The organism is Paenibacillus marchantiae (assembly GCF_028771845.1).
Classification (GTDB): Bacteria; Bacillota; Bacilli; order Paenibacillales; family Paenibacillaceae; genus Paenibacillus; species Paenibacillus marchantiae.
On record NZ_CP118270.1, the window covers coordinates 1,790,728 to 1,817,097 of the forward strand.

The window sequence follows — 26,370 nt, forward strand, 5'->3', positions numbered from 1 at the left end:
TGGACGTAGTCTTATTAAGTGAGGTGAACATCAGTTGGACTATCAATATCTGGCACACGCTCAGACGATCGACAATTATACACTTAGCAGCATGATGGATGAGTACGGGAACGATGTATGGAACTACGCGTACTTTCTGACCAAAAGTACAGAGCAGGCGGATGAATTGTCACAGGAAGTGTTTATCCGGGCATATTCCGGGATCGCCCATTTTCGAGGAGAATGCTCATTGAAGACATGGCTGCTGACCATCACTAGGAACACGACATTTACATACCGGAAATCCAGATTTTTTCGCAGCAGTTTATGGGGAGAGACACTGCCAATCCCCACGGAACAGGGGAATACGAGCATGGGTGAGATGAAGCCTGAAAAATGGGTTCACCCCTCTGCCGAAGCCGAGGCGATCAGCAGGGAGCACATTCACGAAATCTGGGACATCATCATGGCTCTGCCGGACAAATTCCGGGAATTGCTTTTGCTGCATCTGAAGTATGAGCTTAAGACGAGTGAAATTGCGGAAATGCTGGGCATCAGCGCGGGCACGGTCAAATCGCGACTGTCCAGAGCGAAGGCCAAAGTACGGAAACAGTGGGAGGAGCGAAGTGAATGAAACATATGGATGACGAATGGGAAAAAGTAGTCAAACAGGAGCCGTTTGCGGCGTCTCCTTTTACCGAGGAGCATAAACAGAACGTACTTCGTCAGGTAGCCTGGCTCAAATCGGGATCTGCACAGAAAATGAGTGATGTTGGGGATAAGTCCGCCGAGCAAAACACCCTGCCCAATCAACACAGACGCCGTCTTCGCTCCCGCAGAGCTGTTATTGCGTGCACGACGATTGCAGCCGTGGCAGCGGCGGTCATTCTCTGGAACGGACAGATTGTGGAGCCTGTAATTGAAAAAGTATATCCCACAGCAGCGCTGCAATATACCGATGATGCCGGCATGAGCCTGCTCACTGACAAGATGAAAAAGAATGTAGCCGTCACGATGCGAGACTATCTTGGCAAACAATTACGTATAACCAAAGTGCAGGACCTGCCTGTCTCTGGAAGAGTCTCCGTCGAGGCTGGAAAAGAAGGCGATGCAGAATATGCGTTGATCTGGCTTGATGCGGCAACAGGCAATCTACGTGAGGTACAGATGAGACGGGAGATGGCATCTAATGAGCTGGAGCATCGTTATTTGCGCCAGATTCCTTCACTGCTTCAAGGCATTGGTGGGGACCCTGCGCTCACACCAATATCAGCCAATCGATATGTGGGAATGAAGCAGGGCGAATTGGAGCCGAAATCGTATACTACACTTACGTTAGAGAATAAAAAAAGCTATGGAGAGATTATTTGGTTACAGGATGAAGCGATCTCCGTTTCAGGTGATCTCGATCCTGATCAAGTTTCCCAAACTGCTTTGGCAAATGCAGAGGATTCCATTGAGGCGTTTTCTGGCAAAACTGCTCCCGATCTGACGAGCATACACCGGACCAAAGATGATGAGAATGGTAAGGATACATTTACTTTTAATTTTGGAGATCGTTATTTTGTGCAAACAACTGAAGGAAAGTCAGGTTTAAGTTATTCCGTTATGAATGCGAAGTATAATAGAAAAGAATTGAATACTATGGAAGAAATGGAGGCTTATCATAAGGAACTGCTTGAAATGAAAGAATCCATCCTTAGGGAAAAGGCAGCACCTATAATCAAGAAAATATTCAATGTTGATCTTCAAGCATATAAACTCCGTCGTATGCCGGAAACGCTCGGAATCGTTTCATTTGAACTTGAATCTACCACAGATGCCTTTCAGATTGAGTACAATGAAGATGCTCGTATCACAATGATCAAGCGGGATACTCTCTAAGACTTGATTTCATATGGTACAATCAATTTAATAGATGATTGGAGCATAAGGAGCATACCGATGAAATATTTAGTGAGTTCATGTCTTGCTGGCGTAGCCTGCCGTTACAACGGAACAGCGAGTCTGGATGCAAAGATTCAGGAGCTTGTGGAGCAGGAACAGGCAAAGATGGTCTGCCCGGAGCTGCTTGGAGGATTTTCCACCCCGCGGGAGCCAGCAGAAATTATCGGCGGTACGGGTAAGGATGTGCTGGCAGGTACAGCCAAGGTAATTGAGAAGAGTGGCAATGACGTCACGGATCTGTACATTAAAGGAGCCTATCAGACACTTGAATGGGCGCAAAAACTGGATGTCACCTGTGTGGTGCTTAAAGAATTCAGTCCTTCCTGCGGTACACAGATGATCTACGATGGCAACTTTGCCAACCACAAAGTCGTGGGCGAAGGGGTTACTTCTGCTTTGCTGCGGCAAGAGGGATTTACGGTTATCTCGGAAAATGAGTTCATGGAACAGTTGTAATTGTCGTAATCACAATAATCTCTGATACGAATTACAGGTAAGTCGCCTTGGGGAGCAGCAGATCCATGGCGACTTGTTTTTTTGTTACAACAGGGCATGCACTTGATTATCGAAAAAACCTTGTTAGAAATAATAGTTACTTTTATATACTAAGAAACATTATTGTGCGTACTTTTATATTTTGATTATAAACTCTAAAATAATACTCAGGTATTCAAGTTCAGACCATAAACAGGAACATAAACAAGAAAAGGATGTGCAGATCATATGGAATTCTCGGCAAAAGCCATTACGAAAGAAAATATTTTGAACGCTTACTATTTTCGGCATGCAACCAAACAGTTTGATGCTTCACGTATCATTTCGGCTGAAGATTTTGAGTTTATTCTAGAAACGGGACGGTTGTCGCCAAGCTCAATTGGTTTGGAACCATGGAAATTTCTGATTGTGCAGAACCCGGACTTCCGTAAGCGTCTGTCCGAAGTTTCTTCCGGGGCTCAGAAACAATTGGCGAAGGCAAGCCATTTTATTGTCATTCTGGCGCGGTCTGAGGCGAGTTATAACTCGTCTTACGCGGAATATATGCTGAAAGAAATCAAGGGCATGCCGGATGACGTATTTGAGCTGACCCGTGAAGCTTATGGCAAATTTCAAAAGAACCAACGAATGCTTGAGAACCCGCGTACTTTATTTGACTGGGCGTCCAAACAGACCTACATCGCTCTCGGTAATATGATGACTGCGGCAGCGCTGATTGGTATCGATTCCTGCCCAATTGAAGGGTTTAGATATGAAGACGTACATCGTATTCTGGAAGAGGAAGGTTTGCTTGAGGATGGACAATGGGATGTTTCCGTCATGGCAGCCTTCGGTTATCGGGCGGAAGATCCGCCACGCGAGAAATCCCGTCAGCCTTTGGATAAAATCACGCAGTGGATTGATTAAGCTTATCAGTCCATGCTGGAACAAGTAAAAGAAACGGTCAGCACCAAGTTCTAAACGTATTCACTTGTATTTATTGGCAGGCCGGTTCGTTCGTTGAATTGGTCTGTTTGGTTTGCAAAATGAAAGAAAGGCGGTATAATCTTACCCATGGAACCTATACTCATATTCAAAGCATTATCCAACGAGACACGTCGACAGATTCTGTTGTGGCTCAAAAACCCGGAGCAACACTTTCCACCGCTGGAGTTATCCCAGCATCCGGATGCAGGAAAGAGCGGCATATGTGTTGGAACGATTCAGGTGAAGGCCGGACTGGCTCAATCCGTCATATCCAGCTATCTGCTGACCATGCTCAAAGCCGGGTTGCTGATCTCTGAGCGTAGGGGACAGTGGACGTATTATCGCCGGAACGAAGAAACCATTCGTCAATTTGCCGAGTACGTACAGCACGAGCTATAAGCCGGACGCCGAGACGGAAGCAAGAATGCAGGTGCAGGCGGGTATTCCGTCCGGATGTAAACGGCTAGAGGAGCAGCTCTGTGACATCATTTTTTTGCGCTTTTACATCTATATATCTGGATATACAAAAATAAAAATATGAACAAAGAGGAGAACTTTCTATTATGTCTACCGAAAACACAGCTTCATCCCATAAAAAACTTATTAACGACGTTAAATTGTCCATACTGGATTTGGCTCCTGTCGTAGTAGGTGCCACACCTGCGGATGCGCTTCGCAACAGTCTGGATCTTGCTCAGCACGCAGAGCGTTGGGGATATCACCGTTACTGGGTAGCGGAACACCACAACATGCCGGGCATCGCTTCTTCCGCGACCTCGGTTGTCATTGGTTACCTTGCAGGTGGAACGAAGACCATTCGTCTCGGATCAGGCGGAATCATGCTGCCTAACCATGCGCCGCTTGTTATTGCCGAACAGTTTGGCACGTTAGAGTCACTGTATCCAGGCCGTATTGACCTTGGGCTGGGCCGTGCACCGGGAAGTGACCGACGTACGTCTCTTGCTTTGCGAAAAGATCTGAACAGTGGTGAAGATTTTCCCGAATTGCTGGCTGAACTTAGAGCATACTTCGATGCTTCTGCTACATCGTATCACGCGCCTGTTCGCGCTGTACCCGGTGAAGGGTTGAATATCCCGATTTACCTGCTCGGCTCCAGTGATTTCAGTGCTCGTCTCGCCGGACAGCTGGGATTGCCGTTTGCTTTTGCCAGCCACTTCTCACCGGATTACACCCGGATTGCACTTGAAACGTATCGGAGCAGCTTCCAACCATCCGATTACTTGAAGGAACCCCATGTTATTGTGGGTGTAAATGCTGTCGTGGCGGATACCGACGAAGAAGCAGCATGGCTTGGCACAACGATGCAGCAGCAGTTCTTGAATATTATTCGTGGCACAACCGGATTGGTGCAGCCACCAGCCGATATGGAAGGCAAATGGACAGATCGTGAGAAAGCTGGTGTAGAGCAGACGCTAAAAGCAGCTGTGAACGGTTCTCCAGAGACCGTGCGTGGTCAACTGGAATCATTTATTGCTCAGACCCAGGCGGATGAGCTGATTATTACGTCGATGATCTATGATCATCAGGCACGCCTGCACTCGTATGAGCTGATCGCTCAACTGGCGGGAAAAGCATAAACAAAAGCATAAACTCAACAGCGGACGTGAACAAAAGGCTCGCATGCCGCTGACATATTAACGGTTTGTCTCTTCGGAGGCGAGCCGTTTTTTGGTAGGGAAATTATTCAAAGGAGTTGTATGGGGCAGAAGGTTCTTTTTAGGGTAAAATGAACTTACCGGTCTAATTTGAAACGGTTAAACAGCGCCATACGTATAAACTCAATGTGTTATACATATGTTGGCTTGTACAAGCAACTTTATGCGCAGTCAAGAAACATGCAGGTTTACAGCTTATGCTTTTGATAAAGGATACATAAGAGAGGAAGACACGCCTATGGAGCAACCCGAGCAACCCCGCATTTGGTCGGATCGGTTTAAGCGATTTTTTTTGAATAATAAGTTTGTCCTTTTTCTGTTAATTCTGCTGCTGGTAGGACTGAACGTGATGGTTCTTACCAAAGTATCCTTTGTTTTGCACCCGCTCGCGGTGCTGATCAAGACGATTGTGCTGCCGATTATTCTGTCGGGTATTCTCTATTACCTGCTGAATCCGATTGTGGATGTCATGGAGAGATGGAAAATCAAACGTGGCTGGTCCATTCTGATCTTATATCTGGCTATCGGGGGCATCCTGACAGTCGTGGTACTGGCCGTCATTCCGGTCGTACGTAACCAGATTACGAGTCTGATTGAAAATTTTCCAACGTACAGTGAGACGGTCAAACAGCAGTTTGAGCAGCTTACGGGCAGCAAGCTGTTCGGTCAGTTCCAGGAGACAGTCAATTTGAATTCTCAGGACTGGTGGGGCACGATTTCCCAGAAAGCCACTGACATTCTGAACTCAACCTGGAACAAATTGGGCGGATTCCTCGGAGCGTTCACCGAGACGGTGCTGTCCATTGTAACGGTTCCGTTTATCCTGTTCTATCTGCTGAAAGACGGCAAGAAGCTTCCATCGAAAATTCTGTCTTTCCTGCCAATCAAGAGTCGTACAGGTGCAATGCATGTGCTGGAAGATATCAATCACCAGATCAGTTCGTTCATTCGTGGACAGATTATTGTTAGCTTCTGCATTGGTATTCTGCTCTACATCGGTTATATGATTATTGGTCTGGACTATGCGCTGATTCTTGCGATTATCGCATCGTTCACGAGTGTTGTACCGTATCTGGGACCTGCGATTGCGATTACGCCTGCGTTGATTGTTGCTCTGGTCACTTCCCCGGTGATGTTGCTGAAGATGGTAGCGGTGTGGACGATCGTGCAATTAATTGAGGGTAAATTCATCTCACCTCAGATTATGGGCAAAACGCTCAAAATTCACCCCATCACGATTATCTTTGTCATTCTGACTTCAGGTAATCTGTTCGGTGTAGTGGGCATTCTGCTGGCTGTTCCGGGATACGCAGTGCTGAAAGTATGTGTGTCGCATATCTTCAACTGGTTCAAGGAACGATCCGGTCTGTATGATCCGAAAAATAACAATCTACTGTAACCGAAGTGGGCAAGCCCGTAGCTAGAGCATGATAAACTTCTTTTTCTGGCAAAACGGTGCCCTAATTCAACAGAACCCCCGTCCATCGGCTAACAGCCGAGAGGCGGGGGTTCTGTTGTGTGAACAGGCTGGCTTGATGCCTAGCCATGTTTAATATGTTGAAGCGTCTGCAGGAAAATCTGCTCAATGTGTGTATCATCCAGAGAATAATACACGGTCTTGCCTTCTTTGCGCCGCTTGACAATCCGCATGTTGCGGAGTGATCGCAGCTGGTGCGAAATGGCCGACTGTCCCATATCGAGCAGCACCGTCAGATCGTGCACACATAATTCCTTCTGCAACAGCGCATCAATAATACGAAGCCGTGTCGGGTCGCTGAAAGCCTTGAACCAATCAGCCATCTCGGAAGAGGTATCGCGATCCATGAGAGAAGCACGAATGGTCTGCACGTCAGCCTCTGTTCCAGAGCAGGCCGCGTCGCATTCGGCTGGAGCTTTAACCGGTTGTTCCATTTCCTATCACCACCTATATTAACTCAACCTTTGATTTGATCAAATGTTCTTCGATAAGCCTATTATATCCAAAAAACGTCTAAAGCGAAATGATTACTATTAGCATATTCTGTATGAAAAATCAACCGGAATTGTTGACACTCATGTTTAAGCGTGCATATAATAGGGTTAACAAAACATATGAATGATTGCTCATATATTGATTTTAACGTAAAAATTACGAATAATAATATTGATTTACGTACTGCAAAGGGGAGAGTTCACATGGGAACCGGACAGGAACAGGTGAAAAGGGAACTGCTGCTGGATGGATTGGATTGCGCGAACTGCGCATTGAAGATTGAGAATGGCGTCAAAAAAATTAAAGGCATTTCCGATTGCTCAGTCAATTTTGTGACCAAAACCTTATCCATGCACACCACATCCGATATGGATGAGCAGGTGGTGGAAGAAGCGAAGCGCAAAGTACTTCGGCTGGAGCCGCATATTCGTATTTCGGAAAAAGGTAAATCATCACAAGGCAGTCGTAGTTCTGCAGATTCAATAAACCAAGCTAACGGCAATGTGCACGCACATGCAGGTAGCGGAGCTCACACGCATGAGCATACTCCGAGTGGGCACGATCATGCTGGTCACTCCCATGACCATGACCACGGTCATCATCACGGAGCCCAAGATCACGGTCATGATCACGGTCATGCGGACGGTCACGATCATGACGATGCGCATGCCGGACACTCACATGAACATGGCGCTGGGCAGACAAAGGTGCTGCTTGCACGCCTGGCGGCAGGCTCCATTTTGGTAGCAGCCGCGATCTGGTCTCCGCTGGAAGGCTGGGCGCAGCTTGCACTCTATGTTGTCGCTTATCTGATCGCAGGGGGAGATATCGTTCTCCAGGCGTTCAAAAATATTATTCGCGGTCAGGTATTCGATGAATACTTCCTGATGTCCGTGGCCACCATCGGTGCTTTTGCCATTGGTCAATACCCCGAAGGTGTTGCGGTCATGCTCTTCTATCAGCTAGGTGAGCTGTTTCAGGGGCTGGCGGTTAATCGGTCAAGGAAGTCGATCCAGTCGCTGATGGATATTCGCCCGGACTATGCCAATATGCTGATTGGCGCGGGAGAAGAGACCAAGCGAGTGTCGCCGGAAGAAGTACGTATTGGAGACCGCATCTTGGTTAAAGCGGGTGAGCGAGTACCTCTGGACGGGATTGTTAAGGCAGGTCGTTCCATGGTGGACACTTCCGCTCTGACAGGTGAGTCAGTTCCGCGTGAACTGGAACCCGGTAGTGATGTACTGAGTGGTTTCGTGAACAAAAACGGAATGTTAACTATCGAAGTAACAAAAACTTTTGGTGAATCCACGGTATCCAAAATTTTGGATCTGGTGCAGAATGCGAGCAGCCGCAAAGCCAAAACGGAACATTTTATTAGCAAATTTGCCCGTTATTATACACCGGTTGTCGTCATTCTCGCCGCGTTGATTGCGCTCGTTCCACCATTGGTGCTCGGTGGTGCGACATTTGCCGATTGGATCTATCGTGCACTGGTCTTCCTCGTGATCTCTTGTCCGTGTGCGCTGGTCGTTTCCATTCCGCTTGGTTTTTTCGGCGGTATCGGAGCTGCCTCGCGTAACGGTATTCTCATCAAAGGAAGTAACTACCTTGAAGCCTTGAACGATGTCAAAGTCGTTGTTTTCGATAAAACGGGTACACTAACTAAAGGTGTTTTCAAAGTAACAGCTATTCGCCCTGAAGATGGGCGTAACGAAGATGAATTGATGGAGCTTGCGGCAATTGCCGAGGCTCATTCCAATCATCCGATTGCTGAATCCATTCGCGCAGCTTGGGCAAAAGATATCCGGACCCAAGGTGTGGATGATTACGATGAGGTTGCAGGGCATGGCATCAAGGTCAGTGTGGATGGACGTGAAGTACTTGCTGGTAACGCCAAATTGATGGAACAGACAGGTATCTCCTACACGACTCCACAAACCGTAGGCACAGTGGTGCACGTTGCCGAATCGGGTTCGTATGTCGGTCACCTGATCATTGCCGATGAGGTTAAGGATGATGCAGCGGCAGCCATTCAGGCACTCAAGAAGCTAGGTATCCGCAAAACAGTGATGCTGACAGGGGATGCCAAGGCTGTTGGTGAAGCTGTAGGGCGTGAGCTGGGTGTCGATGAAGTATACGCTGAGCTGCTGCCACAGCATAAAGTCGAACAGTTGGAGCGTCTCGAAGCTGCCAAATCACCGAAGGAGAAAATGGTGTTTGTCGGTGACGGTATTAATGATACACCTGTGCTGGCTCGTGCCGATGTAGGTGTAGCAATGGGGGGACTCGGTTCGGATGCCGCGATTGAGGCGGCAGACGTTGTCATCATGACGGATGAACCATCCAGACTGGCAAGTGCGATCCGAATTGCAAAACGGACACGAACCATTGTTTGGCAAAATATCGGTTTTGCGTTGGGTGTCAAAGCGATCTTCCTGCTGCTGGGTGTGTTCGGAATTGCCACCATGTGGGAAGCGGTATTCTCTGATGTAGGGGTGACCGTACTGGCTGTCCTGAACGCCATGCGTGTACTGCGCGTGAAGGACATCTAAGTTTTACGAAACGATCCGGACGGCTCTTCGTATATACGTAGAGCCGTTTTTTTGTTTTAATATCTGTGGTGTATTTTTAATGGAGTTAGGGGAGAACATTGTGGCAGGAGCAGTAGTTGGGATTATATGCGGAGTGTGCTATTTCATTCTGGGATTAATGGTGTACAAAAAGCCGCCGAAAAGGATTAATGGCGTTTATGGTTATCGTACTCCGCGAGCAATGAGTCATCCTGAGTTATGGGAAGAAGCGCAACGTTATAGCGCCAATCTGATGATGCAGTTTGGTGTGATTATTACGGTATTCGGCATAATCGGTTTTTGGCTTACGGATGTACGAGCTTTGGTTCTAAGTCTTGTGGCTATAGGATTCTATACATTCAGGCTGTTTACCAGAGTCGAAGGCCGTTTGAAGCAAATGCAGCGTGTCCAGCAACAGGAACAGAAGGAGCAAGGCGCTTAGAGGCACAATGTGAAATCGCACCTGAACGAAGATCCGCGCGAGCGGATCTTTTTTGCATCTTATAGAGGCGAAGGATAACAGAGATCTGCTTTTAACAACGTGTTGTAAAAATTACCACTGCAATAATTTATTCTTGTTTGAGACATACTACATGTTCAAGTCCAAAATCTAACGTTGACGTTAACGTTAATAATATATATAATTATGTACATAACATTATAGACATATTGAAGTGAGGTGAAGGAAATGAGTTTATATAAAATCGATGACGTAGCCAAGGAATGTGGTTTGACCAAGCGTACCATTCGGTATTACGAAGAGATCGGTGTTATGCCTTCACCTCAGCGGACGGACGGTGGCACACGATTATACACCCGGGAAGATATCGATTATCTCAAAAAGGTGGTTCGGGCGAAGGAAGTGCTTGGTTTCTCGCTTCAGGAGCTACATACCTATGTGGCAACGGCGGATGCGCTGAACGAACAGCGTTTTGACTACCAACAGACCACTGAGGTGAGAGAACGGATCGAGAAGCTCACCAAGATGGAAACGACGTTGGATGACCAGCTGCAACTGATCGAGCAGAAACTTCAGAGTATTCACGCCGTTCAGGAGGAACTAGAGGAATTACGTGAACGGGTTCAGAACGGCATTCGACGATTAGAAGGGCACGAGAATGAGACATAATTAGTATTTCACGATAAGCACCGGGAGATCCGGTGTCATTTGTGCCGTTTTCTTTCCTATATTTCTGAAAAAAAATGAGCATTTCATTGTTTTTCACAATTTATTTCACAACATAAATCATGAACCAGGAGGAATTACGTATGAAAAGAGAACCCTCATTACCTGATGAATTGCCGTCATCCCGTGGAGGTCTGTTATCCCAGCCCAGAGCAGTATGGGCAGTAGCCTTCGCCTGTATTATCTCCTTTATGGGTCTGGGATTGGTTGACCCGATTCTGCCTGCGATTGCCGATCAGCTGCATGCCTCCAAAAGCCAAGTATCTTTATTGTTTACAAGTTATAACGCGGTTACTGGGGTAGCCATGCTGATTACAGGTGTTGTATCCAGCCGGATTGGTGTGAAGTGGACACTGCTCAGCGGGATTTTGCTGATCATTGTTTTCTCTTTCCTCGGAGGAACCTCTGACACTGTAGGTGCGCTCGTCGGTTACCGTGGTGGTTGGGGACTAGGGAATGCCCTGTTCATCGCAACTGCATTATCCGCTATTGTAGGACTGTCCACTTCGGGGACAGCCAAAGCGATTATTTTATACGAAGCAGCGCTTGGTCTGGGGATTGCCGTTGGTCCATTGCTCGGTGGTGAACTGGGTTCCATCTCATGGCGTGGCCCGTTCTATGGTGTAGCTGTTCTGATGGCGATTGCTTTTATCAGTATTACGTTTATGCTGCCTAAGATGGCCAAACCGAAAATGCGTAGTTCCTTGTCCGATCCGTTCAAAGCTCTGGGTTATCCTTCACTGAAAACATTGGCGATCACGGCCTTCCTGTATAACTTTGGTTTCTTTACCTTGATGGCTTATTCACCTTATGTCATGAATCTGGATGAGCACGGACTAGGTTATGTATTCTTCGGTTGGGGTCTGATGCTGGCGATCACGTCTGTCTTTGTCGCACCAAGACTGCAACGTCGATTCGGATCCGTTCCTTCCATGAGCGTTATGCTGACCCTGTTCGCCATTGATCTGCTGGTAATGGCGGTGGGTACGGTAATGGGATCATCCACAACGGTTATTGTGGCCGTTATCGTTGCCGGGATTTTCCTCGGGATCAACAACACGTTAATTACAACGGCAGTTATGGAAGCTGCCCCAGTGGAACGTTCTGTGGCCTCGGCTGCATACAGCTTTGTCCGGTTCCTTGGAGGTGCGCTGGCACCTTGGCTTGCTGGTAAATTGTCCGAGTGGTTCCTGCCGGAGACACCGTTTTATTTTGGCGCATTGATGGTTCTGATCGGGGTCGTTGTGCTTCTGGTACGCCGCAGACATCTGCGCGATATCGATGCTGCCATTACGCATTAATGAACAGGAGGAATGTAAAATGCTGAAACGAATATTGGTTGCTGTCGATGGGTCGGATCATGCACACAAGGCTTTGGAGCAAGCCGTTGTTCTGGCAGAAAGTATGAAACAACCGGCTTCCTTGATGATCGTGCACGTTAATCCTTCGATCTCGCTGAATGAGCCCGCACTGGGTGTGGATCTGGAAGCACGGATCGCAGAAGAAGGACAGCATATTATACAACCTGTTAATGAATTGTTGGCCGATCGTTCTGTTCATTATGAAACGTTACTGATAGCTGGTGATCCCGTGAATGAGATCTGCCGAGTAGCGAAGGATAGAGACTGTGATCTCATTGTGATGGGGACGGCGGGGAAAAGCATGCTCGCTGAGATCGTCGTGGGCAGTGTCAGCCACGGAGTTTTGAAACATGCAGCATGTCCCGTAATGACTGTGAAATAGTGGTATGACTTTCTTGTGTTGATGATGCTAAAGTGGTGTATAAATAGGTATGGGAAAACGCTGCGTTAAACATGAATGGAGGATACAACTATGAAAAAACAACATCTGTTCATCGGGGGCAAGCCCACCGAATCAGTAGACTATATAGCACTTCAGGCACCATACTGGAAAGAAACACTGGCAGACGTATCCTCGGCGACAGCTGAGGAAGTGGAAGCGGCGATTGCCGCCGCAGTTCAGGCGGGCAAAGAGATGCGCAGAATGCCTGCCCATCAGCGTGCAGACATCCTTTACAAGCTGTCCACCCTGCTGGAAGAACGGAAGGAAGAAGCAGCACGGATCATTGCGCTGGAGGCAGCAAAGCCGATTACTGCGGCACTCGCCGAGGTTGACCGTACGGTGGAAACGTATCGTTTCGCCGCAGAAGAAGCCAAGCGGCTCACCGGAGAGACGGTTCCCATGGACGCAGCCAAAGGCGGTGAAGGACGCGTAGGCTACACGATGCGGCAGCCTTTGGGTGTTATTGGAGCCATTACGCCGTTTAATTTTCCGATGAACCTGGTGGCTCACAAAGTAGGACCGGCACTGGCAGCAGGCAATACGATTGTGTTGAAACCTGCGGAGCAGACACCGCTGTCCTCGTATTATATTGCCAATTTGCTTCAGGAAGCGGGATTACCGGATGGCGCATTGAATGTAGTGAGCGGTGACGGTAAAACGATTGGTGATGTGCTTGTAGAGCATCCTGACGTGGCCCATATTACGTTTACAGGCAGCCCGGCTGTAGGCACCAGCATTCGCAGTAAAGCCGGACTGAAACGCGTCACATTGGAGCTAGGGTCCAATGCAGCCGTCATTATAGACGCGGATGCCAATTTGGACAAGGTGGTACCGAGATGTGTGACCGGAGCTTTTACTTACCAAGGTCAGGTATGTATCTCGCTACAGCGGATATATGTGCACAGCGCTATCGCGGATGAGTTCATTCGTCGTTTTGCTGAAGCGGCCCAAAAAGTCGTGGTTGGAGACCCGTTGAATCCAGATACCGTTGTGTCTGCGCTCATCACATCCAAAGATGTACAGCGTACGCTGGATTGGATCGATGAAGCGAAGCAGGCAGGCGCTGAGGTGGCAACAGGCGGCGAAGCCGAGGGCGGCGTATTGCGTCCAACCGTGCTTGTTAACGTTCCGCGGGATGCCAAGGTGTCTTGTCAGGAGGTCTTTGCCCCGATCGTTGTCATTAATACGGTGGATTCGGTTGAAGAAGGCATCGAGCAAGTGAATGATTCCATCTACGGGCTTCAGGCGGGTGTGTTTACCAATGATATTCATACTGCATTGCATGCAGCGGACCACATCGAAGCAGGCGGCGTGATGATTAACGATATTCCCACTTTCCGTGTGGATCATATGCCTTATGGTGGTGTGAAGCAGAGCGGGATGGGACGTGAAGGTGTTAAATATGCTGTAGAGGAAATGACGGAATTGAAGTTTGTCATGTTTAACAAGAATTAAATATCCACTCCTAGGACGAGCGGGATTCGAGATAAAATAGAACAAGATGATCCTGTACCCGAGTTAGGGGTGCGGGATTTTTTTCTTTTCTACATTCAGCCCTTACCGTAAAAAAATACATAGCCTTTCTTTATTAACCCCGGGTTCACATCTGATGAGGAGGGTATAAATACTTATCATACCGCAAATGTACCAATTAGATGCCGTTCATATCACCGAAGCATTGTGTATCCATCCAGAGAAATGAACGGATTACTGGGGTACAGAATTGTTGGAAGTTTTATAATATCTCACTTAAATTTAAATAAAATGCAGTATGAACAAGCCTGAACCTAGGAGTTACAGGCCAGACAGGAGGTGTATTCAAATGGCATATTCCATGGTTGATGTATCCGGGATGTCCGGTGTAAGTCTGAGTGAATTGGGACAGTATGCGGAGACAGGTCTGCTGAATCCAGCCTTCGTTGGTCAAGACGAGGATATCTACTATGAGAAGCCGGAGCTGCTGAGACTACAGCAGATTCTGTTCTGTAAAGAAGTAGGCATGGAGGAGGAGGAGATCGGCCCCATGCTCAGGGATACTCCCCGTGACATGATCCGTATTATGCAGCAGCATCGGCTCGAGATGCTGGAGAAGGCACTTCATCTGCACGGAATGATTCAAACACTGGATAAAACCATCTCCTACTTACGTGGAGAGCAGGAACTGGATGAGTACGAACTGTACGCCGGGTTTTCCAACAAGGGGCGTCACCAGCTTCTAAATGAACCGACCTCTGACCAAGCGTCAAAAAATGACTATTCTGAACGGATGCAGACAGAGGACAGTCAGAAGTACAACGCCAATTCACCGGAGCAATCCACAATGCCTGATGGGCAGGAGATGAAGTCGAAGGAAGATTTTCTCGATTCACAGGCGAAGATTGACCGGATTCACTTGGACTTGCAGGGCGCTATTGAGGATGGGTTAGAACCCGGCAGCTCGGAAGTACAGCAGATTATTGGAAGACACCTGGATTGGATCAAGGATTATTACACCCCAACAGCAGAGATTTACCGGGATTTGGCCAATCTGTACGTCGAGCACAAAAATTTTCGTCAGATGTATGATGGCTACCACCCCAAGCTGGCCGAGTTTTTGCGAGATGGGATGATGATTAAAGCGGAACAGGATTTATCCTAGATGCATAAAGTATCTTGGGCGAGCAGAACATGGGTGTGAAGAAAAATAATCATAACAAAGAGCGCAGATCCTCTAGGAGGAGTGCGCTCTTTGTTATTGCATATCATCGTAAGGTCGATAAACCCTCCATCGGCTTAAGATGATATTTCAAGCAGTTAGGATAATTCCAGCTGCTCTGTAATTAGGCTTACCGCCTTTTCCAGGAAGACGCGGTCTTCATCGTCAAAACGGTTTTTGATCGGGCTGTCGATGTCGAGCACCCCGTACAATTCGCCGTTTTTGATAATGGGTACAACGATTTCACTGTTCGATGCGGCATCACAGGCGATATGGCCTGGAAAGGCATGAACATCTTCAACGACCATTGTACGCCGTTCCGCAGCAGAAGTGCCGCATACTCCGCGTCCAAGTGGAATACGGATGCAGGCAGGCAGTCCCTGGAATGGACCGAGTACAAGTTCTTTTCCATCATACAGATAGAATCCGACCCAATTGGTGTCGGTCATAAATACATTGAGCAACGCCGCAGCGTTTGCCAGATTGGCAATAGCGCTAGGTTCATCGCGGATCAGAGCACTTAACTGTCCCAGGACGGCGGTTTGCTGCTCGCTTCGTGTTCCTTCATAAGAAACAGCTTGAAACATGATGAATCACCCTCCCGAGCAAAAATGGTACTTATTTTCAAGATAGTGCAGAGCCTGCGGTTAGTCAAGCGGAGGATTTCGGAAAGGGCAGGTCAGGCATGAATATTCCTCCTGTTTCTCATCTTCCTGGGTGGGGTAAATACTTAGCAACCACGGCGGGCTACAACCCGGGAAGGAGCTTGGCTTATGCATGCAGAGGTACAGAATCTTTTTGTACGAATTCATCTTCTATATTTAGCTCAAAATCAGGATTTAACTGTTAGCGACGCATTGCCTCTATTGGAAGAACGGGGGTATCGCGTTGGAGAACGGGAGATCAAGCAGGAACTTGAGCATCTGACACAGGAAAACTTCCTGACCGCCCATGGAGATCAATGGAGCCTTACCGGGACTGGCATTGAGGAGTTTAAGGAAATCATAGCCGTGTTCGGCCGGGTTAGTGAGGAATTGCTGGGGACGGGCAAGAAGACGTCTACAGCCTGAAATTAAATTTGGATAAGGTATCCCGAAATAGGATGCAAACTTGAGTTGATCCATACGTACAACAAGACCGGGAGCGGAAGTGGCCCGGTTTTTTGACGTGATCATGATGACTGAACAGTTGCCATTCGGTGCAGGTTATGGTTAGATGGCTATTGAATATGAGGTCTGTGAGATAGATCGGATCGGAGAGTCTTTTCATGTACAAATGCAAAGGGAGAATTCCCGAATTAGAGACAGGGCGGTTGCGTCTGCGCAAAATGCGCCGCCGAGATGCTGCCCAGATGTTCGCTTGCTGGTCAGACCGGGAAGTGACCCGTTATATGAATTTGGCGCCCATGATCGGGACAAGTGAGGCTGCGGATATGATTGGGCTGTTGAACCATATGGCAGGAGAAGAGGAGGCGATTCGCTGGGGTATTGAGCTCAAGGAGACGGGCCAGCTCATCGGAAGTTGCGGATATAACACTTGGCAACTTGAAGGCGCATTCCGTGGGGAGATCGGTTATGAACTGGGGCGCGACTACTGGCGTCACGGTTATATGACGGAAGCATTTTCGGTTGTGTTACCGTTTGGGTATGAAACGATGGGTCTCAATCGGATTGAAGCGCTGGTTGATCCGCGCAATGTGGCTTCGGGAGAGTTTTTGACGAACCGCGGTTTCACGAGGGAAGGCCTGCTGCGTCAGGTGCAGCATACGTCTACCGGATATAAGGATATGGTGATGTATTCCCTGTTGTACGATGAGTTTTTGCGTAAGAGAGATAAATAGAGATTAGAACGACTTGAAGAGAGAAGGGTTTGTGTGAATACAACCGGAGGTTTGAACCGCAGTTTCATCCTGGCGGGATTGCTGCTGGCGACTTTTTTGTCTGCAATTGAAGGTACAGTCATTGGTCCGGCAGGGCCAACCATTGTCAGTGAGCTGGGAAGTGTGCAGCTGTTGAGCTGGATTTTCACTGCTTATCTGTTGACGATGGCTGTGAGCACGCCGATTTTTGGCAAAATCAGTGATCTATACGGACGAAAGCCAGTATTCCTGATTGGCTGTGCCTTATTCTTACTAGGCTCGCTTCTGTGCTGCCTTTCGCAGAACATGGAGCAACTGATTATTTTTCGTGCGATTCAAGGGATTGGCGCAGGTGCGGTTGTGCCTGTTACGTTTACGATTATTGGTGACATCTACCGCCTTGAAGAACGGGGCAAAATACAGGGCTGGATCAGCTCCGTGTGGGGCATTTCATCTCTGGCCGGACCGCTGCTTGGCGGGTATTTCGTAGACAATCTGGGCTGGCAGTGGATCTTTGGATTTAATTTGCCGTTCGGACTGCTGGCGATGTGGTTTGTGTTCCGTTATTTGAAGGAAGAAATGTCTCCGCGTACCGCGAAAATTGACTATATGGGTGCGTTGACCTTTACCGTTGGTATTACAGCATTGCTCTTTGTATTGTCCGCGGGTGGACAGTATTATGCCTGGAGTTCTCCTATTATTGTGGGACTGAGTATCGTAGCTGTTTTGTTTATGATTTTATTTTTTGTGGTGGAAAAAAGAGCCCAGGCCCCAATGGTACCTCTTCATCTATTCCGTATTCGGGACATCCGGGTGGCGAATATCGCCGGACTACTGACCAGTACCCTGATGATTGGCCTAACCAGTTATTTGCCACTATGGGTGCAGGGGGTTCGGGGCGGTAACGCGACTGAATCAGGATTGCTGCTTGCACCGATGTCTGTTGGCTGGCTGATTGGTAGTGTACTTGCTGGCCGTCTGCTAATGAAAATTGGATCACGCTTAACAGCGGTGATTGGATTAACCGGGATTGCCATTGGATCGGGTGGACTCTTCTTGGTCGGTGGAACATCACCCCAAGCCGTACTGTTTATTTTGACCTTTATTTACGGACTCGGCTTCGGATTTGCTTTTACAATATTCACGATCATTTCACAGTCGTCGGTTGGGTATAAAGAACGTGGATCTTCCACGGCCTTACATACCTTTATGCGTACGCTTGGACAAACCATTGGTGCAGCAGCCTTCGGCACATGGTTAAATTACCGAATTTCAACGTTGTCGAGCGAACAGCATCTGGCAGAGGCGGGGATTTCGGATGGGGACCTGAATCAACTGCTTGCTCCGCATACGGATGCCGCTCTATCGGATGACAAATGGGCGCTACTGCGTAACGTGTTGGAAGGAAGTCTGCATTCCTTGTTTGTCATCATGTTTGTCATTGCCATTATCTCATGGGTGACGACACTGGCCTTGCGCAAACGGCTAATCGTTCCCGAAGATGCAGATACTCCGCCACAAGCACAAGCTTCAGCGAAGTAAACGAAGTGAAAAGAAAATTCATTGGATTAGGGCAGCTGTTTCTTGGCTGCTTTTTTGTTTATTATTTTCTAGAAGGGATTATCTATAATTTACAATAATGGAATGGGAGGCGAGTTAAGATGAGTAAGCAATCGCTGCAATCATTCTGGTTAATATCCTTTTCAATCAAGCTTCTGGCAGTCATTATGACTTGCATTTCGCTCTCAATTGTTGTCGGACTCATGAAATATGTTCCCTTGGCAGAACGAGCGGAACATACATATTACTATCCCTTCTGGTATACATTGATCATAAGCATTCTTATCAACTTGGCTCTTCTTCTGTTTCTGACCCTGCCTTTATCGTTAATTGCGGACAGTGTGCTTGCTTCCCTGAAAATGAACAGATCTATATCCAAGGTAATAATTACAATCGTAGCTTATTTTCTTCTTGGTGTAGGTAGTGCGCTGTTGTTCTCCATCTTTGTGTACAGAATGCATGCCTTTCAGTATGCTGGCCCTTATCAATACGTAGTAACAACAACGTTTGTTTTTTTACTGTGGCAATCAGGTCTGGGATGGATCTTGAAAAAAATTCGTAAGCAGAAGCAGCAGACCAGCACAGGATAATATAGATATCTCATTTGGAGTAGGGGTGAGGGTGATGTTTCCCAATAATCTGAATTCGTCCAAGGAAGATGAAGCCAAAAGAAAGTACGAAGAGACTCAGAGAGAGATTGAGGGTCACAGCCGCTCAGGTCTGTCCAGTTACATTGTCGATTTGCTGATTGCAGGTGGATTGGTTGTCGCTGTCCTCACGGTGTTGATGTGGATTCTGTACCTTTGATTTGATTAATAAACAAATTCGAATAACCGGTACCGCCTATTAAGGCGAACCGGTTATTTTTAGTTTGGATCAGGTGATACGGGGCTGGCCTTAACCGTTTGCGGATAAACGATCCGCACCGAGTGCAAGCCTTTCCAACAGCTCAGAAAGCAATGTCTTATCATCTTCGCTCAGACCGCTGACAGCACGATCTATTTTGTGTGCGTAGCCTGGATAGATCTCATCCATCGTACGCTGGCCTTCTTCGGTCAATTCTACGAAAATGATGCGTCTGTCCTGCGGACAGTGTTTTCGATGTAAAAGTCCCTTTTGCTCCAGCTTGTCAATGACATAAGTGACATTCCCGCTCTGCAGCAGAAGCTGTGCACCGACTTGTTGAATAGGCTGTGCTCCTTTCATATATAACACTTCGAGCACCCCGTAAGCGGTGGGGTTGAAGCCATGCACTTTGCTTCCGGATACAGCGTGTTCATTCACGCTCTTAAATGTCTGGGCCAAGGTGCGGTACAGATGAAGAGAACGTTCGGTTCCGATTTCCTGTAATTCCAGCATACTGATCCCGCCTTTTCAGATTTATTGGAGTTGATGAATTTACATTTGACGATTCAAAGGTTCGCCATATTTCTATTGTAAGCATCTGTTTGCACGAAAAACATGCGATATGTCACAAGATTTGCATTTTTAGCAATTAAAATTTAATCATTTTTCGTATTGTCAGCATTCATGAGATTTGAAAATAAGTACTGAGAAAATCATCCTGAAGGCGCCGCGTCCTCTCCGTCTCTGGCAGGAGGTTGGAGCTCAGCCTGCTCTCTATAATAAATTCATATCATGAATGGGTTGAGGGCGGAGGAGAAGAATGATGGCAAATGGATTAACGATGCAGGAACGAAGACCCCTGAAGCACAATCGATCTTTTATCACTTTGATGGCTGCGCAGGCTATCTCCAATCTGGGAGACTGGCTGCACCTGCTTGCGATCCTTACGCTGGTGGGCATTCGCTGGAATGCCACGCCATGGGAGATTACGTTCACCACGCTCTGTGCAGCATTGCCTGTCTTACTTACAGGTCCATTTGCAGGGGCACTGGCGGACCGGGTCAATCGCAAGTGGCTGATGATCGGCGCAGACGGTGCGCGAATTGTGATCGTTGGAGGGCTCATTTTTGCGGATCAAATCTGGCATGTGTATGTATTGCTTATTCTCAAGTCTTTATTCGATGTGGTGTTCTCACCGGCCAAGAACGGCAAGCTTAAGGAGATTGTGCCGCAGGAGCAATTGGGGCAGGCGGTGTCCATCAGCTCGGTGATTGAACAGATGTCCAAAATTATCGGTCCGGCTCTTGGCGGGCTGTTGGTTGCCGCTTTTGGGATCACCTGGTGTTTCGTGTTGGATTCCGCGTCCTTTCTGATCTCAGGCATTATTTTGCTATGGATTCCTGGAGCACGAGTGATCCAATCTGTGAATCAGAACGTAGAACAAGTAAGGGAAGAGACAGCAGGTGTTGCTCCAGCAGGTAAAAAAGCTACGTTTATGAAAGATACAACGGAAGGCATCCGCATGCTCGCATCTCTTCCTCATGTGGGTACCTCTTTAGTCCTGCTTGCCTCAGCCCTTCTGTTTCTGCAATTTGCGGATTCCCAGACGGTAGTCCTGTTTAGGCAGCTTCCTGGTATTTCAAGTGATCTGCTCGGATGGTGTGTCGCGGCTAGCGGTGTTGGGACGTTAATTGCAGCGATGAGTGTTCAGAAGTGGAAGAAGGCGGGGCATGTAATTAAGATGGGTCTTGGAACATCATTGATGGGTCTTGTCATTGGTGGAGTAGGCATGATCGTAGGAGTATGGCCGCATGCTGGTCTTGGCGCTAATTTACTGCTGATATCGTTATTTGCCTTGGCAGGTGTGGGGGTTGGGTTTGCCATTGTTCCGTTCCAAATTCTACTTCAGGAGCAAACGCCTGAATCCATGACAGGGCGTGTGTTTGGAACGGTTGGTAGCATCATGACGGCCAGTAACATCATGGGTCCGGTGGTAGGTGGATTTCTGGTGACCTCATTCGGAGTTATTCCGGCTTTTATCAGTTCAGGCATTTTGCTGACGTTGCTTGGCGTGATTTATGTAGCGATTCGTAGGCGAAAAAAGAACGATATGGACGGGAGTCTTACAGCAAACTACATGATTACAGGTGAGTGAAACGAGTATGCAAATATGAGATTTTCACTGTAATATAAAGAAGCAGGGGTTCCGGAACCCCTGCTTCTTTTGTTTATTATAAAATTATGTTACCGCACGACTGAATGGTCCTTTAATATAGTTGCGATGCTTTCAAATGAGTGCTTCCCTCTGCAATATTGACCACGAACTCTACTGCAAATTGACGTTCCATTTGGAGATGGTAACCATTCAACATCAAAAACGATTTGGTCACGAGATAAGCTGTCCTTTTGTTCCCATTTTGAAAGCAGTGATTTTTAACTAAAGACTCTAATAAAGCACTAGTTTTTTCAAATATAGAAGGATAGGCATCTTCTCCAAACAAAGTTTGTTGGGGGCTATTTACAGCAGAGTCCAACAAAGAATAGTTCTTCACTCCAGCTTGTGCTGTGTCATTCATCCTCTTCAAAAACATCAAAAAAAGCTTCCAGTACTTCAGGTCTCACATTTTCAGGTATTTTCACAGTATGATCCAACTTAAGAACAAAAGCTTAAAATGATCAAACAATTCCTCACGAACTCGATTACAATATCAATAAAGAACCGAACAAGCACCTGACAGGACAGGGAGTGAATGATATGGAAATTGAAAACGAAGATACAGCCGCACAGGAGTCCATATTGGACGTACATATTACGGAAGCAGGATATGAGGCGGGTCAATCCACGATCAGGAACATCCGATTACACTTGGCGCCGGGGGAACTGGTGGGTATTATCGGACCGAATGGGGCTGGCAAAAGCACGACCATCAAAACATTGCTTGGCTTACTTGAGCATGCAAAGTATGAAGTAACCATTGGGGGAGATGGACGTTATGCCTATATCCCGGAACAACCTGTGTTTTACGAATATATGACCCTGTGGGAACATCTCGATCTGGCAGCGGCTGCCTATGAGATGGAGGAAGAGGTCTTTGTTGCCAGGGCGGAGGAGATGTTGGTTCGTTTCGGCATGGACCACGTTCGCAATGATCTTCCGGCCAGTTTCTCCAAGGGGATGCGGCAGAAAATGATGCTGATGATCGGCTTCCTGTCCTCGCCGGATGTATATATTGTGGACGAGCCTTTCATCGGGCTGGACCCACGCGCAACCAAGGATTTTCTGAAATTGCTGGACGATGAGCGCCGCCGTGGTGCGGGTGTCCTTATGTCAACGCATGTACTGGATACCGCTGAGCGAATCTGTGATCGTTTTATTCTTATTCATTCCGGGCGCTCTGCTGCCGAAGGAACATTGGACGAAATCCGTGCAGCCGCAGATTTGCCGGATGCCTCGTTGTTTGATTGTTTTGACACACTGACATCCTAACCGGGAAGGGGGGAGGAAGATGGAGACCTCTCGAGCATACACGCCACTTGGTTTATATAGACGCAGACGCAAGGAGCACTTCAATGAACAGTTAAAAAACCTGAAACTGGTAGTAGATTGGACGGTATGGGTATACCTGCTTATTCCGGGTCTGCTGTATTTCAGCGGATGGTACGTGAGTTTATGGTCCAAACCACTGCCCTCATGGGCGACCGGATTAACGCTGCCTACACTGACAGGACTGATCGACGTCATTATGCTTACAGGTGGAATTCTTATATTTGTAGAGGAAGCGGATGTGTTATTCCTGAAGTCGCGGTCGCTGTGGATGCGTACATTGATGAAACAAGGGATCTACCGGGCTTGCTTGCAGCATTTGGGTAAAATGATTGCAATTACGGCGTTGACTTCACCACTATGGTCCCGTGTGTATGACATGTCATTTATCCATATCGCACTAATAGCGATTTGGTTTGGCGCAGTAGCTTCATTCCAGGTCATTGTACTTCATATGACGAAAGTACGTTATACCGGATGGAGACGCTGGATTCGCATGATCCCTTTAGCAGTTGCCATGGGCATTATCACGATTGGAGTAACATCCTGGATGCATGGACACATCTGGATACTGCTTGCAGGTATTGTGGCCGCAATCCTTCTTCTGATTTTGGTTGGCCGATTGAGGCTGGAGATGAAGGGAACCTTTGAGGGCGATGTGCGTGAAGATTTACGAGAAAGGCTAAAGTTCACAGCCCTTTTACTGAGTCGATCTGTAACCAAACCGAAAGCACCACGCACCCGGACGATCATATTCCGCAAGCAGCGCAAGTTGCTGCGTCATCGAACGATCTCTAATCGGACAGCTGAGACGGCATTCAAAGCATTTTTTCGTAACTCCTCGACCATGAAATTGTACTTGCAGCTTGGCGGCCTTTCGATTGCTGCCGTTGCTTTACCACCTTTCCCGGTCAATGTAATCGTGTGTGGCTTGTTGGTCATCATGTTGAGCGTACTTTTCTATCGTTCCTGGGAGGTCTTTGCAACCTCGGAGTACGTTCAGCTTGTATCCTATGATTCCGAGGCGTTAAATCGTGCAGGTGTGACCATGGTACGGATGTTGTTCGTTCCGCTAGGGATTCTAATGGGATTTTCACTGGGAGCAGCCTGGCTAGGCTGGCTGGAAGGTATCGTTACGGCTGCGGCTGTCGTAGCATTCGGGCTGTTCGTCCTATCTATAACAGGCTGGATTCGTTACATCCGATCCGCTTAGTTGATATTCTTCCTTGTTCAGTAGCATATCAGATGAAGTAACTGACCATGCTATAGGAGACGGGTCTTACGATTTTGAAAGTAAGGGATCGGCTCTCGCAAGGAGGAAAAAATCATGTTGGATGATAGTGAACTTCAGGTACATTTTGCAGACAATGCAGCGTTGCTCGCGGCGCAGGCAACTTTGGAGGAACTTGGGTATAAGCCATACCAGTCAGGGCCGCTTGAATTGTACATTCCTACAGATCGACAGGATACGCTATCTGCTGTGGAAATCGTACAGTCACACGGAGGAATTGCGGTGTTTCTCTCCGAAACAGATGGATTGGATCAGTTTCAGAATATATCCATTCCGGCTCATCTCGTGAATGAAGATTGGAATGAAGGTTATGCGAGCGGAACCCAGGGGGGCAATCCCGAACAGGAGATGTCTAACCGGGATGAAGATCCGACATTCGATGATTCAGTGGATGGTTTCTCGGGCAGTGTGAAGGCGTAAATACAACAGGGGCAACGATGCTGCTTGCCTTGTTGGTGACAGTGATTCTGGATTGCATACATCTCAAAAAAACCTCGATACCCCGCCGATAGCGGGATGTCGAGGTTTTTTCATGCTCTTAATAAACTTACGTGATGTGGCCCCTAACTCTGTCCATCAACATCCTATGTTCAAGTCATGAGCGAGCGTTTTTATACTCTGCAGCATGCATGCCAGCCGTGTACCCCGTAGAGAAGGCAGCGGTAATATTATAGCCTCCCGTGTAGCCGTGAATATCCAAAACTTCACCGCAAAAGAATAGTCCCGGCAGCAGCTTGGATTCCATTGTTTTGGGGTATATTTCCTTTAAGTGGATTCCCCCACCAGTCACAAAGGCTTCTTTGAGAGAACGAGTTCCGTCTACGCGGAAGGTGAAATCTTTCATTAACCCCACTAATGCACTTAACATGCCTTTGGGGAAATGGTGAAATGTGAGGTCTTCGCTGATCTCTGCACGCTTCATCATCAATGGAATCATGCGCTCAGGAACCCATGTTTTGAGTATGTTTTTGACGGCCTTTCGGGATTCCTGCTCCAGCACCTGCTGAACCTGGGCTTCCAGAGCACCGGGGGACAGATCGGGGAACAGATCAATACTCATCGTGACCTGAGGGTTCCCAGATTTCATTTGCACCTTGCGAATGAACTGGCTGCAACGAAGCGCGATCGGTCCTGATACGCCGAAATGGGTGAAGATCATATCTCCGCGATGGGAGATAACCGATTTGCCTTTGGCATCTAGAACAGATAACCCGACATCTCGCAAGGACAAGCCTTGCAGTTCTTTGGATTGAATCCAGCTCTCGCCAGATACAATCGGTACTTCCGTCGGATACAGCTCTGTAATCGTATGTCCAGCCCCTTCAGCCCAAGGGTAGCCATCACCGGTTGATCCGGTTTGAGGAACTGATTTACCCCCGGTAGCGATAATAACAGAGCGTGCAAGTATCGTTGTACCAGAAGCTAGCTTCACGCCCTGCACGTGTTGACCGTTCTGAATTAATTCCTTAACCGGCTGTTTGGTGCGAATCTCTACCCCAAGGGAAACAATTTTACCAACCAACGCATCAACGACCGTTTTGGCTTTATCGGTTACCGGGAACATTCTCCCGTTATCTTCCTCTTTCAGGGCAATACCGAGATTTTCAAAAAACCGCATAATTCCCTGATTGTCCAGATTCTGAAATGAACTATATAAAAAGCGTCCATTGCCCGGAATATGCCGGATTAGTTCATCCGTCTCCTTGGCATTGGTCACATTGCAGCGACCGCCGCCAGAGATCCCGAGTTTACGGCCGAGTTGATCTCCTTTATCCAGCAGAAGCACCGAGGCTCCATGCTCGGCAGCGGCAACACAGGCCATGAGGCCCGCAGATCCACCGCCAATTACAATGACATCATACATGCATTATTACCCTCTTTTTTCATTGATTTTGTCTGTTTTCCGAAAACCCTGTCTACTCCTGCCTGTTTATGAAACAATACAAATGTATTAGCAGTTCTATTATGCAGTCTTAAGGGAT

Annotated in this window: 28 protein-coding genes; 23 read left to right on the forward strand and 5 right to left on the reverse strand. The window is 47.6% G+C overall.

Going from position 1 to position 26,370, the window contains the following annotated elements:
* Positions 1-34: 34 nt before the first annotated feature.
* The 7 genes from PTQ21_RS08255 to PTQ21_RS08285 all read left to right on the forward strand — a co-directional run bounded on the left by PTQ21_RS08255 (position 35) and on the right by PTQ21_RS08285 (position 6,462).
* Complete coding sequence (locus PTQ21_RS08255; protein WP_240321569.1) at positions 35-613, forward strand: RNA polymerase sigma factor; 579 nt, start codon at positions 35-37, stop codon at positions 611-613.
* Complete coding sequence (locus PTQ21_RS08260; protein ID WP_274569454.1) at positions 610-1,863, forward strand: hypothetical protein; 1,254 nt, start codon at positions 610-612, stop codon at positions 1,861-1,863. The genes PTQ21_RS08255 and PTQ21_RS08260 overlap by 4 nt, the downstream gene beginning before the upstream one ends.
* 60 nt (positions 1,864-1,923) lie before the next feature.
* The gene (locus PTQ21_RS08265; protein WP_063567797.1) at positions 1,924-2,382 is read left to right on the forward strand and encodes a 2-thiouracil desulfurase family protein; all 459 of its coding nucleotides are present in this window, start codon (positions 1,924-1,926) and stop codon (positions 2,380-2,382) included.
* 267 nt (positions 2,383-2,649) lie between these two features.
* Positions 2,650-3,327 carry an NAD(P)H-dependent oxidoreductase gene (locus tag PTQ21_RS08270; RefSeq protein ID WP_090810311.1) on the forward strand — a complete coding sequence of 226 codons (678 nt, stop codon included), beginning with the start codon at positions 2,650-2,652 and terminating at the stop codon, positions 3,325-3,327.
* 147 nt (positions 3,328-3,474) lie between these two features.
* Positions 3,475-3,786, forward strand: coding sequence for an ArsR/SmtB family transcription factor (locus PTQ21_RS08275; RefSeq protein WP_063567799.1), 312 nt, complete (start codon positions 3,475-3,477; stop codon positions 3,784-3,786).
* A 164-nt stretch (positions 3,787-3,950) separates the two neighbouring features.
* Positions 3,951-4,985, forward strand: coding sequence for an LLM class flavin-dependent oxidoreductase (locus tag PTQ21_RS08280; RefSeq protein ID WP_063567800.1), 1,035 nt, complete (start codon positions 3,951-3,953; stop codon positions 4,983-4,985).
* A 316-nt stretch (positions 4,986-5,301) separates the two neighbouring features.
* Positions 5,302-6,462, forward strand: coding sequence for an AI-2E family transporter (locus PTQ21_RS08285; protein ID WP_274569457.1), 1,161 nt, complete (start codon positions 5,302-5,304; stop codon positions 6,460-6,462).
* 140 nt (positions 6,463-6,602) lie between these two features.
* Here the strand turns inward: PTQ21_RS08285 and PTQ21_RS08290 are convergent, their stop codons facing one another.
* A complete protein-coding gene (locus PTQ21_RS08290; protein WP_072734867.1) occupies positions 6,603-6,974 on the reverse strand; it encodes an ArsR/SmtB family transcription factor in 372 nt (123 codons plus the stop codon).
* Positions 6,975-7,238: 264 nt separating this feature from the next.
* Here PTQ21_RS08290 and PTQ21_RS08295 point away from each other — a divergent pair, with 264 nt between their 5' ends.
* The 7 genes from PTQ21_RS08295 to PTQ21_RS08325 all read left to right on the forward strand — a co-directional run bounded on the left by PTQ21_RS08295 (position 7,239) and on the right by PTQ21_RS08325 (position 15,232).
* Entirely contained in the window at positions 7,239-9,587 is a 2,349-nt protein-coding gene (locus tag PTQ21_RS08295; protein WP_274569458.1) for a heavy metal translocating P-type ATPase, read from the forward strand.
* A 100-nt stretch (positions 9,588-9,687) separates the two neighbouring features.
* Positions 9,688-10,047 (forward strand): SdpI family protein, encoded by a 360-nt coding sequence (locus PTQ21_RS08300; RefSeq protein WP_161490650.1) that lies wholly within the window; start codon positions 9,688-9,690, stop codon positions 10,045-10,047.
* Between the two features lie 246 nt (positions 10,048-10,293).
* Complete coding sequence (locus PTQ21_RS08305; RefSeq protein WP_063567805.1) at positions 10,294-10,734, forward strand: helix-turn-helix domain-containing protein; 441 nt, start codon at positions 10,294-10,296, stop codon at positions 10,732-10,734.
* A 140-nt stretch (positions 10,735-10,874) separates the two neighbouring features.
* Complete coding sequence (locus tag PTQ21_RS08310) at positions 10,875-12,092, forward strand: MFS transporter (RefSeq protein WP_063567806.1); 1,218 nt, start codon at positions 10,875-10,877, stop codon at positions 12,090-12,092.
* Between the two features lie 19 nt (positions 12,093-12,111).
* Positions 12,112-12,534 (forward strand): universal stress protein, encoded by a 423-nt coding sequence (locus PTQ21_RS08315; RefSeq protein WP_274569461.1) that lies wholly within the window; start codon positions 12,112-12,114, stop codon positions 12,532-12,534.
* Between the two features lie 90 nt (positions 12,535-12,624).
* Positions 12,625-14,049 carry an aldehyde dehydrogenase family protein gene (locus PTQ21_RS08320; protein WP_274569462.1) on the forward strand — a complete coding sequence of 475 codons (1,425 nt, stop codon included), beginning with the start codon at positions 12,625-12,627 and terminating at the stop codon, positions 14,047-14,049.
* A 367-nt stretch (positions 14,050-14,416) separates the two neighbouring features.
* Entirely contained in the window at positions 14,417-15,232 is an 816-nt protein-coding gene (locus PTQ21_RS08325) for a MerR family transcriptional regulator (protein ID WP_063567809.1), read from the forward strand.
* Positions 15,233-15,387: 155 nt separating this feature from the next.
* Here the strand turns inward: PTQ21_RS08325 and PTQ21_RS08330 are convergent, their stop codons facing one another.
* Positions 15,388-15,876: a GAF domain-containing protein gene (locus PTQ21_RS08330; protein WP_063567810.1), complete on the reverse strand. Its 489-nt coding sequence runs from the start codon at positions 15,874-15,876 to the stop codon at positions 15,388-15,390.
* Between the two features lie 186 nt (positions 15,877-16,062).
* Between PTQ21_RS08330 and PTQ21_RS08335 the strand changes: the two genes are divergently transcribed.
* The 5 genes from PTQ21_RS08335 to PTQ21_RS08355 all read left to right on the forward strand — a co-directional run bounded on the left by PTQ21_RS08335 (position 16,063) and on the right by PTQ21_RS08355 (position 19,514).
* Positions 16,063-16,359 (forward strand): hypothetical protein, encoded by a 297-nt coding sequence (locus PTQ21_RS08335; protein WP_063567811.1) that lies wholly within the window; start codon positions 16,063-16,065, stop codon positions 16,357-16,359.
* 197 nt (positions 16,360-16,556) lie between these two features.
* Positions 16,557-17,129, forward strand: coding sequence for a GNAT family N-acetyltransferase (locus tag PTQ21_RS08340; RefSeq protein WP_090810326.1), 573 nt, complete (start codon positions 16,557-16,559; stop codon positions 17,127-17,129).
* 51 nt (positions 17,130-17,180) lie between these two features.
* Positions 17,181-18,689: an MDR family MFS transporter gene (locus PTQ21_RS08345; RefSeq protein ID WP_079695914.1), complete on the forward strand. Its 1,509-nt coding sequence runs from the start codon at positions 17,181-17,183 to the stop codon at positions 18,687-18,689.
* Between the two features lie 119 nt (positions 18,690-18,808).
* Positions 18,809-19,297 (forward strand): hypothetical protein, encoded by a 489-nt coding sequence (locus PTQ21_RS08350; RefSeq protein ID WP_274569465.1) that lies wholly within the window; start codon positions 18,809-18,811, stop codon positions 19,295-19,297.
* A gap of 34 nt (positions 19,298-19,331) precedes the next feature.
* Positions 19,332-19,514, forward strand: a complete 183-nt coding sequence (locus PTQ21_RS08355) for a hypothetical protein (protein WP_063567815.1) — start codon at positions 19,332-19,334, stop codon at positions 19,512-19,514.
* 90 nt (positions 19,515-19,604) lie between these two features.
* Here PTQ21_RS08355 and PTQ21_RS08360 read toward each other — a convergent pair whose 3' ends face one another.
* Positions 19,605-20,066, reverse strand: coding sequence for a MarR family winged helix-turn-helix transcriptional regulator (locus tag PTQ21_RS08360; RefSeq protein WP_024632985.1), 462 nt, complete (start codon positions 20,064-20,066; stop codon positions 19,605-19,607).
* Positions 20,067-20,373: 307 nt separating this feature from the next.
* Between PTQ21_RS08360 and PTQ21_RS08365 the strand changes: the two genes are divergently transcribed.
* Positions 20,374-21,708, forward strand: a complete 1,335-nt coding sequence (locus PTQ21_RS08365; RefSeq protein ID WP_274569468.1) for an MFS transporter — start codon at positions 20,374-20,376, stop codon at positions 21,706-21,708.
* Positions 21,709-21,820: 112 nt separating this feature from the next.
* On the opposite strand, the gene PTQ21_RS08370 is transcribed toward PTQ21_RS08365, so the two are convergent.
* Positions 21,821-22,129, reverse strand: coding sequence for a type II toxin-antitoxin system death-on-curing family toxin (locus tag PTQ21_RS08370; RefSeq protein WP_244552198.1), 309 nt, complete (start codon positions 22,127-22,129; stop codon positions 21,821-21,823).
* Between the two features lie 179 nt (positions 22,130-22,308).
* Here PTQ21_RS08370 and PTQ21_RS08375 point away from each other — a divergent pair, with 179 nt between their 5' ends.
* The 3 genes from PTQ21_RS08375 to PTQ21_RS08385 all read left to right on the forward strand — a co-directional run bounded on the left by PTQ21_RS08375 (position 22,309) and on the right by PTQ21_RS08385 (position 24,808).
* Positions 22,309-23,040 (forward strand): ABC transporter ATP-binding protein, encoded by a 732-nt coding sequence (locus PTQ21_RS08375; protein WP_274569470.1) that lies wholly within the window; start codon positions 22,309-22,311, stop codon positions 23,038-23,040.
* A gap of 19 nt (positions 23,041-23,059) precedes the next feature.
* Positions 23,060-24,310 (forward strand): ABC transporter permease, encoded by a 1,251-nt coding sequence (locus tag PTQ21_RS08380; RefSeq protein ID WP_072734859.1) that lies wholly within the window; start codon positions 23,060-23,062, stop codon positions 24,308-24,310.
* Between the two features lie 114 nt (positions 24,311-24,424).
* Positions 24,425-24,808: a hypothetical protein gene (locus tag PTQ21_RS08385; RefSeq protein WP_274569471.1), complete on the forward strand. Its 384-nt coding sequence runs from the start codon at positions 24,425-24,427 to the stop codon at positions 24,806-24,808.
* 175 nt (positions 24,809-24,983) lie between these two features.
* On the opposite strand, the gene PTQ21_RS08390 is transcribed toward PTQ21_RS08385, so the two are convergent.
* Positions 24,984-26,252 (reverse strand): BaiN/RdsA family NAD(P)/FAD-dependent oxidoreductase, encoded by a 1,269-nt coding sequence (locus PTQ21_RS08390; protein WP_072734857.1) that lies wholly within the window; start codon positions 26,250-26,252, stop codon positions 24,984-24,986.
* Positions 26,253-26,370 lie beyond the last annotated feature (118 nt).

What these genes read in the sequence shown, in the direction of transcription:
- PTQ21_RS08320 (WP_274569462.1), top strand. Translation starts at nt 12,625, where the DNA reads ATGAAAAAACAACATCTGTTCATCGGGGGCAAGCCCACCGAATCAGTA.
- PTQ21_RS08270 (WP_090810311.1), top strand. Translation starts at nt 2,650, where the DNA reads ATGGAATTCTCGGCAAAAGCCATTACGAAAGAAAATATTTTGAACGCT.
- PTQ21_RS08290 (WP_072734867.1), bottom strand. Translation starts at nt 6,974, where the DNA reads ATGGAACAACCGGTTAAAGCTCCAGCCGAATGCGACGCGGCCTGCTCT.
- PTQ21_RS08315 (WP_274569461.1), top strand. Translation starts at nt 12,112, where the DNA reads ATGCTGAAACGAATATTGGTTGCTGTCGATGGGTCGGATCATGCACAC.
- PTQ21_RS08385 (WP_274569471.1), top strand. Translation starts at nt 24,425, where the DNA reads ATGTTGGATGATAGTGAACTTCAGGTACATTTTGCAGACAATGCAGCG.
- PTQ21_RS08295 (WP_274569458.1), top strand. Translation starts at nt 7,239, where the DNA reads ATGGGAACCGGACAGGAACAGGTGAAAAGGGAACTGCTGCTGGATGGA.
- PTQ21_RS08330 (WP_063567810.1), bottom strand. Translation starts at nt 15,876, where the DNA reads ATGTTTCAAGCTGTTTCTTATGAAGGAACACGAAGCGAGCAGCAAACC.
- PTQ21_RS08285 (WP_274569457.1), top strand. Translation starts at nt 5,302, where the DNA reads ATGGAGCAACCCGAGCAACCCCGCATTTGGTCGGATCGGTTTAAGCGA.
- PTQ21_RS08305 (WP_063567805.1), top strand. Translation starts at nt 10,294, where the DNA reads ATGAGTTTATATAAAATCGATGACGTAGCCAAGGAATGTGGTTTGACC.
- PTQ21_RS08365 (WP_274569468.1), top strand. Translation starts at nt 20,374, where the DNA reads ATGATGGCAAATGGATTAACGATGCAGGAACGAAGACCCCTGAAGCAC.
- PTQ21_RS08325 (WP_063567809.1), top strand. Translation starts at nt 14,417, where the DNA reads ATGGCATATTCCATGGTTGATGTATCCGGGATGTCCGGTGTAAGTCTG.
- PTQ21_RS08390 (WP_072734857.1), bottom strand. Translation starts at nt 26,252, where the DNA reads ATGTATGATGTCATTGTAATTGGCGGTGGATCTGCGGGCCTCATGGCC.
- PTQ21_RS08335 (WP_063567811.1), top strand. Translation starts at nt 16,063, where the DNA reads ATGCATGCAGAGGTACAGAATCTTTTTGTACGAATTCATCTTCTATAT.
- PTQ21_RS08340 (WP_090810326.1), top strand. Translation starts at nt 16,557, where the DNA reads ATGTACAAATGCAAAGGGAGAATTCCCGAATTAGAGACAGGGCGGTTG.
- PTQ21_RS08355 (WP_063567815.1), top strand. Translation starts at nt 19,332, where the DNA reads ATGTTTCCCAATAATCTGAATTCGTCCAAGGAAGATGAAGCCAAAAGA.
- PTQ21_RS08360 (WP_024632985.1), bottom strand. Translation starts at nt 20,066, where the DNA reads ATGCTGGAATTACAGGAAATCGGAACCGAACGTTCTCTTCATCTGTAC.
- PTQ21_RS08260 (WP_274569454.1), top strand. Translation starts at nt 610, where the DNA reads ATGAAACATATGGATGACGAATGGGAAAAAGTAGTCAAACAGGAGCCG.
- PTQ21_RS08380 (WP_072734859.1), top strand. Translation starts at nt 23,060, where the DNA reads ATGGAGACCTCTCGAGCATACACGCCACTTGGTTTATATAGACGCAGA.
- PTQ21_RS08280 (WP_063567800.1), top strand. Translation starts at nt 3,951, where the DNA reads ATGTCTACCGAAAACACAGCTTCATCCCATAAAAAACTTATTAACGAC.
- PTQ21_RS08350 (WP_274569465.1), top strand. Translation starts at nt 18,809, where the DNA reads ATGAGTAAGCAATCGCTGCAATCATTCTGGTTAATATCCTTTTCAATC.
- PTQ21_RS08310 (WP_063567806.1), top strand. Translation starts at nt 10,875, where the DNA reads ATGAAAAGAGAACCCTCATTACCTGATGAATTGCCGTCATCCCGTGGA.
- PTQ21_RS08265 (WP_063567797.1), top strand. Translation starts at nt 1,924, where the DNA reads ATGAAATATTTAGTGAGTTCATGTCTTGCTGGCGTAGCCTGCCGTTAC.
- PTQ21_RS08375 (WP_274569470.1), top strand. Translation starts at nt 22,309, where the DNA reads ATGGAAATTGAAAACGAAGATACAGCCGCACAGGAGTCCATATTGGAC.
- PTQ21_RS08370 (WP_244552198.1), bottom strand. Translation starts at nt 22,129, where the DNA reads ATGAATGACACAGCACAAGCTGGAGTGAAGAACTATTCTTTGTTGGAC.
- PTQ21_RS08275 (WP_063567799.1), top strand. Translation starts at nt 3,475, where the DNA reads ATGGAACCTATACTCATATTCAAAGCATTATCCAACGAGACACGTCGA.